The organism is Coleofasciculus sp. G1-WW12-02, from assembly GCF_040219735.1.
In the GTDB taxonomy this organism is placed as follows: Bacteria; Cyanobacteriota; Cyanobacteriia; order Cyanobacteriales; family Coleofasciculaceae; genus Coleofasciculus.
The window spans coordinates 1-14,445 of the sequence record NZ_JAVJRX010000193.1 but is presented as its reverse complement, the minus strand read 5'-3'; the positions used below and the strand labels follow the sequence as shown (position 1 = coordinate 14,445).

The 14,445-nt window shown below is 48.5% G+C and carries 9 protein-coding genes; 2 read left to right on the top strand and 7 right to left on the bottom strand.

What is annotated here, in order from left to right; translation table 11 throughout:
* Positions 1-23: 23 nt before the first annotated feature.
* The 5 genes from RID09_RS30265 to RID09_RS30245 form a co-directional block, all read right to left on the bottom strand.
* Positions 24-2,642 (bottom strand): MHYT domain-containing protein, encoded by a 2,619-nt coding sequence (locus RID09_RS30265; protein WP_446339611.1) that lies wholly within the window; start codon positions 2,640-2,642, stop codon positions 24-26.
* 533 nt (positions 2,643-3,175) lie between these two features.
* Entirely contained in the window at positions 3,176-3,607 is a 432-nt protein-coding gene (locus RID09_RS30260) for an FHA domain-containing protein (RefSeq protein WP_446339610.1), read from the bottom strand.
* A 66-nt stretch (positions 3,608-3,673) separates the two neighbouring features.
* On the bottom strand, positions 3,674-4,780 hold the full coding sequence (locus RID09_RS30255; RefSeq protein ID WP_446339609.1) for an ATP-binding protein: 1,107 nt from the start codon (positions 4,778-4,780) through the stop codon (positions 3,674-3,676).
* A gap of 12 nt (positions 4,781-4,792) precedes the next feature.
* Complete coding sequence (locus RID09_RS30250) at positions 4,793-6,340, bottom strand: DUF5691 domain-containing protein (protein ID WP_446339608.1); 1,548 nt, start codon at positions 6,338-6,340, stop codon at positions 4,793-4,795.
* Positions 6,341-6,477: 137 nt separating this feature from the next.
* Positions 6,478-7,776 carry an SWIM zinc finger family protein gene (locus RID09_RS30245; RefSeq protein ID WP_446339607.1) on the bottom strand — a complete coding sequence of 433 codons (1,299 nt, stop codon included), beginning with the start codon at positions 7,774-7,776 and terminating at the stop codon, positions 6,478-6,480.
* A 152-nt stretch (positions 7,777-7,928) separates the two neighbouring features.
* On the opposite strand from RID09_RS30245, the gene RID09_RS30240 reads away from it, so the two are divergent.
* A complete protein-coding gene (locus RID09_RS30240) occupies positions 7,929-10,265 on the top strand; it encodes a glycoside hydrolase family 31 protein (protein WP_446339606.1) in 2,337 nt (778 codons plus the stop codon).
* A 120-nt stretch (positions 10,266-10,385) separates the two neighbouring features.
* Here the strand turns inward: RID09_RS30240 and RID09_RS30235 are convergent, their stop codons facing one another.
* Positions 10,386-11,012, bottom strand: coding sequence for a hypothetical protein (locus RID09_RS30235; RefSeq protein WP_446339605.1), 627 nt, complete (start codon positions 11,010-11,012; stop codon positions 10,386-10,388).
* 591 nt (positions 11,013-11,603) lie between these two features.
* Here RID09_RS30235 and RID09_RS30230 point away from each other — a divergent pair.
* Positions 11,604-12,332: a hypothetical protein gene (locus tag RID09_RS30230; protein WP_446339604.1), complete on the top strand. Its 729-nt coding sequence runs from the start codon at positions 11,604-11,606 to the stop codon at positions 12,330-12,332.
* A 326-nt stretch (positions 12,333-12,658) separates the two neighbouring features.
* Here the strand turns inward: RID09_RS30230 and RID09_RS30225 are convergent, their stop codons facing one another.
* Entirely contained in the window at positions 12,659-14,254 is a 1,596-nt protein-coding gene (locus RID09_RS30225) for a serine hydrolase (protein WP_446339603.1), read from the bottom strand.
* Between the last annotated feature and the right edge of the window lie 191 nt (positions 14,255-14,445).

The window sequence follows — 14,445 nt, the reverse complement described above, 5'->3', positions numbered from 1 at the left end:
AAATCACCAATCCCCAATCCCGATTAAACTTTACAGGTTTCACGTACCCGTTGCGGGGATACTGAATAGACGGGTTTTCTGATTGGAGTTTGAGAAATGGGAATATCGACCCAAAACTCCGTCCCTTCTCCAGGTTGAGAGAAACAAGTTAATGTACCCTTATGTTTGTCCACGACAATTTGATAACTAATCGACAAACCTAAACCCGTCCCCTGACCGACGGGTTTAGTGGTGAAAAACGGGTCAAATAGATGAGCTTTTACCTCCTCCGTAATCCCCTGACCCGTATCTTGAATCCGAATCCGTACCTGATCCGTCTCCTCTAGAACCTCTGTAGCAATCGTGATTTGTAACGGCGGGGGTTGATTATCCAGCGCATCAATGGCATTATCGAGGAGATTCATAAACACCTGATTTAATTGCCCCCCATAACACTCAACTTGGGGGAGTTGACCATAATGTTTGATAATTTCAATGGGAGGATGAGTTTCCTTTCTTTTGAGCCGATTGCTCAAGATAAGTAAAGTATTCTCAATTCCTTCATGGATATCAATCGGCTTCACATCCGCCTCATCCAAGCGGCAGAAATTCCGCAAGGATTTCACCAAATCCCGAATCCGCACCGCCCCCATTTTCAGAGAGCCTAAGAGTTTAGGAAAATCTTCCACCACAAAGTCCAGATTCATTGCCTCAGCTTGTTCCTGAATGGCAGCCGGGGGTTCAGGATAGTGCTGCTGATAGAGTTTTAATAGGCGCAGTAGGTCTTGAGCATACTGATGAGCGGGTTTAATATTCCCATAGATAAACGAAACCGGATTATTCAGTTCATGAGTAATCCCGGCAATCATTTGACCCAAGCTAGACATCTTTTCACTTTGGATCAGTTGCGCCTGAGTTTGTTGTAACTTCTGCAACGTTTGCTGCAACTTCTCCGCCTGCGCCGTCGCCCTCGCCGCCGTGGTATGGGCAGAGGTATACAGTTGAGCATGGTCAATCGCGATCGCGAGTTGATCGACAACGGCGCTGAGGAGTTCGACTTCACTAGAACTCCAAGCACGGGGCGCACGGCAATCGGTACAGACTAAGGCACCAATTTGACCCGAATTGGTTTTTAGGGGTAAGATAAGCTGAGCTGTAACCTCAGAACGACTCAGGATTTGGCGTTGAGTGGCATTTAGGTCAGGGTCTTGGGTGACATCATTAATCTGAATCATCTCTAAATCCTGAATCGATTGGATCAGGGAGATAACCTCCGGATTAGAGTGATACCCTAGCTGACAAGATAAACCCGATTTTCGCGCCTCGTGAGTAATGGCAATACTGGGTTGTCCGTCGCCTTGAACCCGCCAGAGGAATTGACACCGATCCAGGTTTAATAAACTGCGGACGGAGAAAACAGCCGTGTCGAGAATCGTATCCACATCCAAGGAATTGCGAATCTCTCTCGCCAGATAATTCAGTAATGCTTCCCGTTGGGCAAGGGAATGAGCTTGTTGTTCCGACTCACGCAGTGCCTGAAGCGTCTGCTTCCCTTTGGTAATATCGTGATAGGTAAGGACAATCCCCGCCACACTAGGCAGAAACAGCAGGTTATTGGCGATGACTTCAAACTCTCGCACGTCCCCAGCCATGTTTGGCAAACGCAATTCAAGGGTTACATTCGTGTTGGGGGAATCGAGAGCTTGGCTTAACAGACTATCGGCGATGGGAATATCTTCATTGAAGACAAATCCCCAGAGGGCTTTACCCAGCCAATCCTCAGGATTATAGCCCAACACCCGATGCAAGGATGGACTAGTATAGCGAATCATCCCCTCGGCTGTCACCACCGCGATGAAATCCGAGGAATTTTGCACCAGCGCCCGAAACCGTTCTTCACTGTGGCGCAAGATTTCTGCTTTTGCCCTCTCCACATTCAGGCGTTGATCAAATAAGGAGGTAATTAGGGGTATGGCTAAGATAAATAAGGTCGCCAGGGCGATAAATCGAGCCAGCCACAAGTCGTTAATGGCGGGGGATGAAGGCACAACCCCTAAATCCGTCCCTTGGAAGCAAACCGCCGCCATCCCAATATAGTGCATCCCCGCAATCGCCAAACCCATCACGATAGCACTCGCCAGCTTCAGCAACATTCCCGAATCAGGCCGAATATACCGCAGTTGGAAGGCTAGCCATAGAGCAATCGAAGACGCCGCGATCGCAACGGCAATCGAAACCGCCACCAGTGTAAGGTTATAACTAGCAACCGCCTCTAATTTCATTGCCATCATACCTGTATAGTGCATCGCGGCAATAGCCAATCCCATAACCATACTGCCCAACAACAGTTGCAACCACCCCATCTGGGGACGAGAAGCCAGCCACAACGCCACTCCAGAACCCAGAATTCCCACCACCATTGACACCCAAACACTGGAGAGGTCATAGGATATGGGCATAGGCAAGTTATACGCCAGCATACCGATAAAGTGCATCGACCATATACCAATCCCCATCGCCACTGCACCCCCAGCTAACCAAAACTGGCGAGTCCGTCCTGTCGCCAGCGTGACACGCCCCACCAGATCCAGTGCGGTGTATGACGCAATGATGGCAATTGCCATAGAAAGGAGAACTAGGTTGAAGTCATAGGTAGCGCTCATAGTTGTATCCGTGTGAGTTATATTACTTTTTACCCAGTTAGAGTAGGTCAAAAATATCGGCTACTTTAACAGCCGTTAGTGGTGAAACGAATTCAACCTTCACTAAAGAGTTGAATCACTACCGTTAGTGCAGTAGGGTTTCAAATGACTGACCCGCGCCAACCGTCTCTGCCTTTGTGCCTCAGTAGCGGGAGTCACGACAGGTTAGCGGCTTGAGAGCACGCCTACAACCTCACTTTGACCCCCAAAATCTGTCCTAATCCTCGCTGTCTGTTTGATTTGTTTCGATACCAATAAGTTTAGAAAGTATGGGGATAGCTATCCCGTAAAACTGACTATACCTAAATGTAATAAAAACAACCGTTTCTTGGCATGACTCTTAAGATTTAGATGAGACTGTATCTTAAGTCGTAAAGTAACCACTTGGGACTCTGGCGACTGGATATCCTATCAGGGTAAAACGGTTCTTTTTGGATTGTGATTAAGTTCTGTAAATAGTCCTCAAACCCTTACCTACATAAGACATAAGACAGTTAATCATCAACCGACTCCCGACGGACTCTGTAGTAAACCGCCTTCACCTGGGGTCCAAAGACAATCTCCTCTTCATTTTGCAGATCGTAGCTTTGCCGCTTTTGACCGTTAATTAACAAACCATTAGAACTTAACTTTCCTTTAAGATTGCCATCAACAATGCGATAGGCATCATGACCATCCTCACCCTTTACTCGCATTAACGTGGCGTGGTGGCGTGAGACAAACTGTGAGAACAGACGAATATCACAATCATGGTCTCTGCCAATAGAATAGAGTTCACCATCTAAAACAAACCGATGTCGTCCTCGATCATCTTGAACGATGAGAACATGTCCCTCAGGTAAATCGGACGTATCTGAACTCACCCCGTCGGTAGATGACTGAGCCGATGAGGATGGAGAGTCTGGAGAAGGTTCTATGGGCAACATCTCACTTATACTCAAGCACTACAGATCATGGTAGCGACAGGAGTCGCCGACTGGAAAAACCTGACCCTAGGCTCCGAAATCTCGGCAAGCGCGATACAAGTCTGTCCAGCCTTTGCGTTCTTTGACCACAGTTTCGAGATACTCGTTCCACACCAGCTTATCTTGGATCGGATCTTTAACCACAGCACCCACCAGTCCAGAGGCAATATCCTCAGCGCTGAGATGTCCATCGCCAAAATGAGCAGCTAGGGCTAAACCACTATTCACCACTGAAATTGCCTCCGCTGTGCTAAGGGTACTACTGGGAGATTTTAGTTTAGTTTTACCATCTTCGCTGATACCACTACGCAATTCTCGAAAAATCGTCACCACCCGCCGGACTTCGGTTAAAGCGGGGGCTTGCACCGGGAGTTCTAAGGTACGTCCTAAGCTTTCTACCCGCTGTTGGACGATACTTACCTCCTCGTCGATGGTTTTGGGCAGAGGAAGGACAACGGTATTAAAGCGGCGTTTGAGGGCGCTAGAAAGGTCATTGACACCCTTGTCACGATTATTCGCTGTGGCGATAATATTAAAGCCTTTAATGGCTTGCACCTCATCCCCCAGTTCCGGAATCGGTAGCATCTTTTCTGAGAGAATCGTAATCAGCGTATCTTGGACATCAGCCGGAATCCGAGTTAACTCTTCCACCCGGGCAATTTTACCCTCTCCCATCGCCACCATCAGCGGACTACGCACTAAAGCATCCATCGAGGGACCTTGGGCGAGTAATCGGGCATAGTTCCAACCATAGCGAATCGCCTCTTCACTGGTTCCGGCGGTACCTTGAATGAGTAACGTTGAGTCACCGGAAATAGCGGCGGCTAAATGTTCTGATACCCAAGACTTAGCGGTTCCCGGAACCCCCATCAGCAGTAAGGCTCGGTCGGTGGTCAGGGTAGCGACAGCTATTTCTATGAGTCTGCGATCGCCGATATACTTAGGCGATACCACAAACCCGTTCTCTAGTGTACCTCCCAATAGGTAGAGGGTGACAGCCCAAGGGGATAAATTCCAGTTCGGGGGGCGCTGGCGTTGATCCGCTTTTGCCAGTTCCGCTAATTCTTCGGCAAACTGTTGTTCGGCATGTTCACGCAATAACAAGTGTTGAGTTTTGGATTCTGAATGATTCACAGTTTTGTTTCCTTAAACTTGGAATTTTTGCATACCATTCATTTCATATCGTAAATTCAGAATTGCCAATACTTCGTCCATCACTTCCGTCCAATAGGACGCTAAAGCTGACCGTTCTGGTACGATATTGGTTAAACGAGTCGAGAGTTCGGGGACAATATCAGGACTCATAAAATAGGCAAACTCCTTTAAAGCCGTAGACAGCGACCAATCGTAAGGATTATCAGTTGTAGCCAGATAGCGGCGTACACCCTCTAAAACAGTACCCGTCAGTTCGGTACTCCAAGGAGAGTGGTAATGAGTTAATAAGGTGAACGCCGGATGTTTGCTGTCAAAGGCAACTTTTCTAGATTGAAATAAATTTAAGAAAAAGCTATCTCGTTGTTCAGGATAGAGGACATCGATTAACCCAGAAATTAATTGATTTTGCGGGATTAAATACCCCTTAAACGTACTATAAAACGGCAGTAAAACCTCTGCCCATTCCGGATTCTGTTGTCCCATCGCCGCCACTGCCCATCCTTCAACCAAAGAACGATCCCACTCACTCCGCTTCGCGGCTTGTATCCATTCAGCCGGGGATTCTTCCTGAAGTTCTGACCAAAGAGAAAGGGGAGTCGCGGCGACAATTTGTAAAATCATCCAGGCTTTATTACCCAATAACTGAGGCGGCTGTTTGCTATCAATACCATCTCTGGTTATCTCTTGTTCATTATAATCAGGGAGGATAAAATCTAGAAGCAAACGGTTGCGCCTGCGTCGAAATGTAATAGCGGATTGGATGCGTTGCTGCATCCGCTGACATAAAGCCGATTCCGGTAACTGTGCTAATAAATTAGCCGCTTGGCGTCGCACCTCTTGGCGGCGGTCATCCAATGCAGTGTCTAAAAATGCTTCATCCTCTCGATTTAAGCCAATTTGAAAAGTTTCTAATAAGGCAATTCTGCCATCTGACGGCTCTTGTTGCCACACAGCCACAAGACGTTCCCGTGCCGAGGCTGGATGTTCACGCCGCAGATGGTGTAATAGGAGTTTGCGGGCGTCTAGACTTCCCCTTGTCCAAGTTTGTTCGATATCCTCATCTCCCACATAATTCCAATCTGGATTATGGGTGGCTAACCAACGTCCCCGCTGACCTAAAATGGGGAGAATCTCAGGGCGTAACTGAGGTGAGGTGCGTCCGACTTCGAGTAATTCTGGCAAACAATAGTCTGGCACACGATATCCGGCTGTAGCGGCGGTGGTTAACCATTCGGGTAAGAGTTTTGCCCGCTCTTTTTGTAGCATCAATTTCAGATAGTGGGCGGCGCGGGGGCTACAGGGGGGTTTATCTTCCGGTGGACAAGGTTGGGGTAGGGGTTGATTATCGGTAATCGCCCGTTGTCCGGCGCGGTGATAGAGAGAAATTGCCCCAGCCGCGCTGAGTAAGGTGGCTTCTGGGTCAGTAGGATTAAGTTGGGATAAAAGTTGACCGAGTGGGTTAGTTGCTGGAGTAAGCGTGAGAGTTCGTCTCTCTGTGCCAACTAAGGCGGTGGTGATTACGTCTTGCCAGAGACTCATTGAGGCTTTACCGAAGATGGGATGTTAAATCGATTTTAAAGGAATACTTAAATCAGGAACCGGGGCTAAAGATTGATGGTTGAAAAACAGACACTCTGGTGCAGTGCGGTGAAAATACTTGAGCTCCCTGATCGTTATCAAAACGCGATAAACTGATCTTGGGAAAAAGCACTTAAGGGAAAAAAGTCATCCCCATTCCATTCGCCAAACAGGGTGATGGGATGTCCCCCACTCAGGGCAAATAACTGCCAACCCTCTGTAAAGCTAGGGGTGAGGCGTAATACCTGATTAGCACCGTCGCGCAATGCCCATCCTTTGTTATATTTCTGGGGAATAACCCCTTGTAAACTGAGGGGAAATTGGTCTAACCAGGGTTGACAAGATAAAGCATTTGTGTATTGAGTTAGGGCAGTTGCGATCGCGCTTTCCCCCTGCATCTGTGTAAACGGTATGGCTGGGGCGTGACGGGTTTTGACGATTGCCCGCAAGGGATAAGCACTGGCAAAGAATCCCAAGTCGGCGTCGAGGAGAGTACCGGGGATGAGACTGGTATCTAGGGGTTGAGAATGATGGGCAAAGGTAAGGATGAGAGCGAATCGTTGGGTCTGTTGTCCTTGTAACCATATCCGTTGCGCCCTCAGGTTATCCTGGTCTTCGATACGTAGTCCTAAAATTAACCAGCGATCGCGGATAATCGAGGTAGCGGTTTCTTCTTTTTGCCCCCAACCCATCGCCGTGCGGATATCAGCTTGAATGTCTGGGGGTAAACTTTCTAGGCGTTGGAATCCTTGGAGTAATAGATACAGGCGTCCCAACCGTTGCAAAAGGCGTTCTTGCCAACCCACCCCCGTATAAGGAATACCCGACATCTCCTGTAACTGACGCGCCAATCCGGGGGCTTGAGCATCAATCATCCGGGCGGCGACCGTATCCCAAAAACTATAGTCTTTTTCCGGTAACTTGGCTAATCCCTGACGGACTAAATCGCGCAACCAACGGTCTAATTCTTGCACACCCCCTGCCACATTTTCCTCCCGTTTGGCGGCGCGTTTGGCTTGAGCAACGGGATCAGCAACGTTTTCTGATTTTTCTACCTTTTTAACTTGTTTTTGACGGCGAGTGGTAATCCAATCGTTGACCCAATCAGGGGATTGATTTTGATTAAAACTATCGGGTTGATTGGCGAAGAGTAATAAGAGTCCGAGTCCATGTTTGCAGGGAAATTTACGACTCGGACAACTGCATTTAAACGCCGTTTCGCCTAAATCGATTTGGGTTTGATAGGGTTGACTTCCACTTCCAAGACATTCTCCCCACACCGCATCCTGATTCTGTCCCAATCCTTGCCATTTTGATAAGTGTGCCAAGCCTTGACCATTTTGGGCAGACTTAGCATCGGGGGCGAGTGCGAGGATTTGTTCCGGAGTCCAGGTCATGGGCTTATGTTAGGGTTCATCCTTGAGAAAAAACAGGATAGGCTATGCAATGATTCCCCTCAGGATAGATACTCGAAAAACACACTACATCTAGATTACTAGTTGATCGCTAATCGCTCACTATCGATTAACCAGAATCGTCTCCACCGAATATGCCAGAAACTGACCACTTAATCCCCACAGAATCAACCCCTTGGTTGACACTCAAAGCCGTGCAAGGGGTTACCCAAGACGAACAGGGAGTTGAGATTGACTGTGGCGGTCCTCGTCTGAGAATAAGAGTATTAGCACCCAACCTGATCCGGGTGCGTTTAGCGCCTCAAGGAAAGTTCAAACCGCGTCGTTCCTGGGCAGTAACCCGTGATGATAGAGAATGGTCTGTTGTACCGTTCCAGGTTCAGGAAACGGCGACAAGGATTGAAATCAAGACCGAGGCGCTGGACTTGCATATTCACCGTGATCCCTGTCGCCTAGAATGTTTTGATAGCGAGGGTCAACCCTTTGCCCAAGATACCGCCCTGAATATGGGGTGGCGAACGGGTGCAGTAGCAACCTGGAAACGCATCGAAGCCGATGAACATTTCTACGGATTAGGTGAGACGACTAGAGGACTCGATCAACTCGCCAAGCACAAAACAAACTGGACTTTTGATGCCTTAGATTATGGTGTCCTCACCGATGATATGTATGTGGCGATTCCCTTTGCGATCGCTCTACGTCCCCATCTGGCTTATGGCGTTTTCTTAAATACAACCTTTTGGAGCCGATTTAATCTGGGAGCAGAACAACCCGGAGTCTGGCAAATGGAAACACGAGATAGTGAGCTAGATTACTATATCATCTATGGACCTCGGCCCCAGCAAATCCTCTCCACGTACACCGAACTAACGGGTCGAATGCCATTACCCCCTCGGTGGGCGCTGGGCTATCAACAATGTCGGTGGAGTTATGACACCGAAGCGGTTATCTATAAACTTGCCCAGGAATTTCGCACCCGACGTATTCCCTGTGATGTGATTTATCTGGACATTGACTATATGCAGGGGTATCGAGTATTTACCTGGAATGGCAGACGCTTTCCTGATCCAGGCAAACTCATCCGTCAGCTAGCCGAGGATGGATTTAAGACGGTGGTGATTAATGATCCGGGGGTGAAATATGATCCGGACTATAACTACCCCATTTTAGACCAAGGACTTGAGCAAAACTACTTTATCCAACGAGCCGATGGCAAGATATTCTACGGCTATGCTTGGGCAGATCGGTCTGTTTTCCCCGACTTTCTGCGCCCCGACGTCCGCGACTGGTGGGCGAACTTGCACCAAGGCTTTACCGAGTTAGGGATAGCCGGGATTTGGAACGACATGAACGAACCCGCCCTCAATGATCGCCCCTTTGGGGATAAAGGGGAGAAAATTTGGTTTCCTCTGGATGCGCCCCAAGGACCAGCTAACGAGCGCACCACCCATGCTGAAGCCCACAACCTCTACGGGCAGATGATGGCGCGTGCGAGTCGGGAAGGGATGCATCGATGGCGTCCGGATTCCCGTTCGTTTATCCTCACGCGATCGGGTTTTGCCGGGATTCAGCGTTGGTCGGCGGTATGGACGGGTGATAATCATTCGTTGTGGGAGTATCTGGAAATGTCCCTACCGATGCTGTGCAACTTAGGGTTATCGGGAGTAGCCTTTGTCGGGGCTGACATTGGTGGCTTTGCGGGTAATGCCAATGCTGAACTCTTTGCCCGGTGGATGCAGGTAGGAATGCTTTATCCCCTGATGCGGGGTCACAGTATGATGGGGACAGCCCAACATGAGCCGTGGGTGTTTGGGGAGCAGGTGGAAACGATCTGCCGTGATTATATAGAACTGCGCTATCGTTTGCTGCCCTACCTTTATACCCTATTTTGGCAAGCGGCTAGCACCGGCACCCCCATTCTGCGACCCTTAGTCTATGAGTTTCCTAACGACCCAAAAACCTATAGCCTCTACGACCAAGTTTTACTCGGACCCTTTTTAATGGCAGCACCCATTTACCGCGCCGGTATGGATCATCGGGCAGTATACTTGCCCCAAGGCACTTGGTATGACTGGTGGACGGGTGAGTCTTATCACGGACCTACGCACATTCTTGCCCATGCACCCTTGGAACGAATGCCCCTCTATAGTCCTGCGGGGGCGATTATTCCCATGGGTTCTGTGATGCAACAGACTCAAGAACGTCCCCTGGATGAGTTAACGCTGCGAGTGTGGGCGGGAACAGGTGAGTGGACGATGTATGAAGATGATGGTCAAAGTTTTGAGTATCAAGGGGGGGCTTGGGCAACAACGACATATCGGGTTTATCCAGAGGGACAGCAATGGGTGGTGGCGATTGGGGAACGCCAAGGAGAATGGACACCTCCAGAGCGACGGGTTATTGTGGAGTTAGTGGGGATTGGGCAACAGGAGTTTGAGGATGATGGGACAGCTCAATGTTTGAGATTTTAGGGGTTGCTGAATAAGTATTGTGGTGGGGGTAAGTGTTAGGTATTAGGTGTTATAGCAATCGCCATAGCGGTTAGGACGCATCTTATGGTAGAGACGTTGCATGCAACGTCTCTACAACAGTTACGCCCCATACTTGCGTAACCGTCCCCCATGTGCCAACGCTAACCCCATCAACTGCACCCCAGGACGTAATCCTAACATCCCCCGCCCACAAGCATATTCATCAAATGTCGCCACGTCATCCACTTTGGCATATTTGCTATGAATCATGACTGGGACAGGATGCCAACTGTGTTGTCCCATTATCGCAGGTGTAGAATGATCCGCACTCACGACTAACACATCAGGATTGAGTAGAGTAAGTAAAGGCAAAAGCTGATCGACTTCTTCAATGACCTTTACCTTACCCTCGAAGTTACTATCTTCTCCCTTACTATCGGAATGCTTAACATGGAGGAAATAGAAATTGTACTTTTCCCCATAAACCTTTTGCAGCGTTTGAAACCGCTGTTTCATTCCACCGGGACGCGGGACAACATCCACCGGTGTAATTCCCGGACCGACAATTTCTAATAGACCACAACTGGATTCTTTTGCCAATTTGTCTAAATTCGGCGTCTGGGCGACTTGTAATTCCGTCCCGCCTCGGTCTGGATCAGGTAATCCGCCCACCCCATCTAGAATTAAATAAACAATTTTGCCGCCTTGTTGCCAAGCTAAGTCTTCCCAAACGGTGCTGATATCCATAACAAATAATACTGATTTCCCATTCAGCGTCCCTCACTGGCATTTTGAACTGAATGCAGTGAAACAGGCAATTTAACTTAAGGTATACTTTGCACGGTTATAATACACCATTCTGAACGGAGCGATCGCGCACAGAATCTGGAGAGATGCTTGGCTCACAACTAAGCTGTTCGGCATTTAAACCTTAACGATTTTACTGCGTAATCCGAGCCAGCAAGCTCGCTACCCATTCCCAATTTAAATGCGTGAGAGCCTACGCAAACCATGACAAATACTCAGATTGTGACCGCTTGTGTACAGAAACCTTTTTAAAGACTGCTGTCGTTACTATACCGACGCTCGCGGCTCTATCTACCTTCAGGTAGATATTATATTTTCTCTAGGTAGAAGTCAAACCGAGTAATCACCGCTAAGCTTTTTCTAGCTAAATCTAGGGAATCGTGCCATTTTCTGCCCAATTTGGTGGTTAAGGATACCCATAGATTTTAATAGCACGTTTTGACAGGATTTCTCTACTCAGAAGGTATAAGTGTGAATAGTTTCGCTTTTAGACAAACTTGTTCGTTGCTCAGTACTATTGCGTTGATAATAGTGTCGAGTATACCCTCAGTTCGAGCGGAAACGGCGGAAGCCTCTGCTCACCAGGGAATGGATTCGCCATATCCGTGGCAAAATGTTTCAACCAGTGCACAGAGTTTAAAAGGTTCAGCAGTGTCTCTCGATGAGAGCAGTTTACCCACCAATCATTCAGAACTCAACCGAACTCGCGATGCAGGAAATATACTCCCTGCAACTCCCCCAAAAAACCTGGCTCAGCAAACCGTACCTCCACCGGATGCTCCAACCGAACCCCTAGACATTGATACAACAGAGATATCGCCGGGTAGAGCGACTCGTTCAGGTTCAAGCTATATCGGAATTGGCGGTAATATTGGACTGGGAGATGGTGATACGGCTCTGGGTGAAACAAGCTTCGCTATCTTCAGCAAAATTGGCTTAACCAGCAATGTATCGGTTCGTCCATCAGTCCTCATTGAAGATGAGCCCACGATTCTGCTACCTGTAACTCTTGACTTTACCCCTGGTGTCACCGAGGTGACGGCGGACATCACCGAAGACGTGGGTGCTAGAGTCTCTCCTTATATTGGCGCTGGAATCGCTATCTCTACAGGAGATGACAGTTCAGTGGATTTGCTGGCTACGGGAGGTGTGGATGTACCTTTGGCGACTCAATTGACAGCAACGGCTTCCGTGAGCGCCTCGCTGTTTGATAACCCGGCTGTGGGACTGTTACTGGGAGTCGGCTATAACTTTAGATAATCTTCAGGGGGAACAGGGAACGAGGAACTGTAGGTGTTTTCCTAACGCTGTCAGGAAGCCGTAGAACAAGCCAGAGAACGCCTAGACGATGCAATGGCGGAGATTCACCAAATGGTGAATGAAAGCACAAAGAAGCAAAATTTTGATCTCAAAATGTCACAGCAGGAGGCGTCGTGATTGGTCATTCATTGGTTAAGAAATCTCTGCCCCAGCTTCCCTAGAAGGGCGGGTTTAGTAAAGTTATCAATGTGTAGGTATACGTTATCTGTAAAACCCGCCCCTACAAATTAACGAATAACAAAAGGCATAAGACAGACATAAGACAATTACAAAATCGTCCCCTGTAAACCAATCAGCAATCCACTCACCATCATGGCAGGTGTGCTAATCGGCATCGAGTTCAGACTCGGTGTCACTGCTGGTTTATGGAAATAGTCATAAACCGTGCGGGAAAGGTTACGAATTAACTCCGAGGCACTCGCATCATTGTGGGGACGTTTCACCAAGGTGACAATGAGATACCGTTTACCTGTGGGCATATCCACAATACCCACATCTCCCAACACTGAACCAATATCCCCCGTTTTATGGGCAACCATCGCCCCTTTACCTAATCCTTGAGGAATTAGGGAATTATTTACGGTACGCTGCATGATATCCAACAAACGATCGCGCGATCGCAAAGTCAATAATTCCCCTTGATTCACCTTATACAGCAAGTTTGCCATATCTCTGGCATTGGTGGTATTCGTTCCTTCTAAATCCGGTAAGGGGTTATTGATTGCCGTCGCGGTTAATCCCCAGGATATGAACCGTTGATTAACAGCTTGGATACCGCCGAGGCGATGAATAATCATATTGGTGGCGGTATTATCACTAATGGTAATCATCTTGGTTGCCACTTCCAAGGCACTATACTGCGTCCCAGGTTTTTGATATTGCATGTCCCCTGAACCTTTGGCGATCATTTCTGGTGTCATGGTTAGGGGTTCATCTAAGCGAATTTTGCCCGCATCGACATCTTGAAAGAATGCGACTAGAACCGGGACTTTAATCGTGCTGGCGGCGGGAAAGATGGAGTTACTTTCCCAGTCTAAGTAGGCGCCTGTATCTAAATCCACCACAAAAACACCAGGTTGCAATTTAGGATTTTTGGCGAGTAAGGTTTGCACTTGGGATTTCAGGGGAGTGATTTCTTGGCGCAATGGGAGGGCTGGGGTAATTTGATTCGTCGGGCTTTCTTGAGGGTTCCCCTCCGCCGCTTCACTCGATTGCATCGACATTTTGCTGGTGGGATCTAATACTGATAATAGAGTTCCTGCGATCGCGCCAATGCCAACGCCGAGAATCAGGAGGCGGATAATCTGAATCCATATACCCACAGAGCGTTTTTGGGAATGCCGAGTGCGCCGGGATTTCCCTGTCTGGGCGGGTTGAGAACGAGACGATTGACGCTTCGGTTTAGCCTCTGATTGAGTCGAGACAGTTGAGCGCTGCTTTTGCCGACGGAGGCTATTTTCCTGACGTGGGTTCAAGGGTTGGGATAGGGGAGTTGCAGCCGGAGGGTGACTCATCCGACGATTCCCCAGAGAAGTTTCTCTGATGGGTATCCCGTTAATCGCCCGGAGTTTTGGTAGCTTCAGATTTGCGTAAATCGAGGATTCACTGGGATACTGGGCAGAACGATTTAGGGGTAAGGGTTTGGGGCGACTGGGGTTTTGAGAATTAGGCTGAACCGCACGCAGTTGAATGGGGCGCCGAAGGTGTTGTGATGGGGAAGATGAGGGAGGATTAATATCCTCTCCCAGGGGCAAGGTTTGTCGAGGGCGGCGTTGACGAGAAAGCCGACGATAACGATAGGTTTGTCGTTGTTCAGACTCGATGCGATCGGTTTGATGCTTACTGCCCCTAGACACTGCCACTGAAAATACCTCCAACACAACTAAATTCTAGATATTTACTCTTCAAGCAGTCATAAAAACTCTTCCGTTGCGGGAAACTCCGTGTCTTCAGACCGGAGAGGAACGCGCGGTAGCGGTTTAAGAAGCATACCCCCTTTCGGGGTGGAGGGGTATGGTTGCCCCTCCTATTGTCTCCCATTTCTGGGGTAAGG

Coding starts and splice junctions, on each gene's coding strand:
- RID09_RS30260 (WP_446339610.1), bottom strand. CDS start 3,607: ATGTTGCCCATAGAACCTTCTCCAGACTCTCCATCCTCATCGGCTCAG.
- RID09_RS30245 (WP_446339607.1), bottom strand. CDS start 7,776: ATGACCTGGACTCCGGAACAAATCCTCGCACTCGCCCCCGATGCTAAG.
- RID09_RS30265 (WP_446339611.1), bottom strand. CDS start 2,642: ATGAGCGCTACCTATGACTTCAACCTAGTTCTCCTTTCTATGGCAATT.
- RID09_RS30235 (WP_446339605.1), bottom strand. CDS start 11,012: ATGGATATCAGCACCGTTTGGGAAGACTTAGCTTGGCAACAAGGCGGC.
- RID09_RS30250 (WP_446339608.1), bottom strand. CDS start 6,340: ATGAGTCTCTGGCAAGACGTAATCACCACCGCCTTAGTTGGCACAGAG.
- RID09_RS30240 (WP_446339606.1), top strand. CDS start 7,929: ATGCCAGAAACTGACCACTTAATCCCCACAGAATCAACCCCTTGGTTG.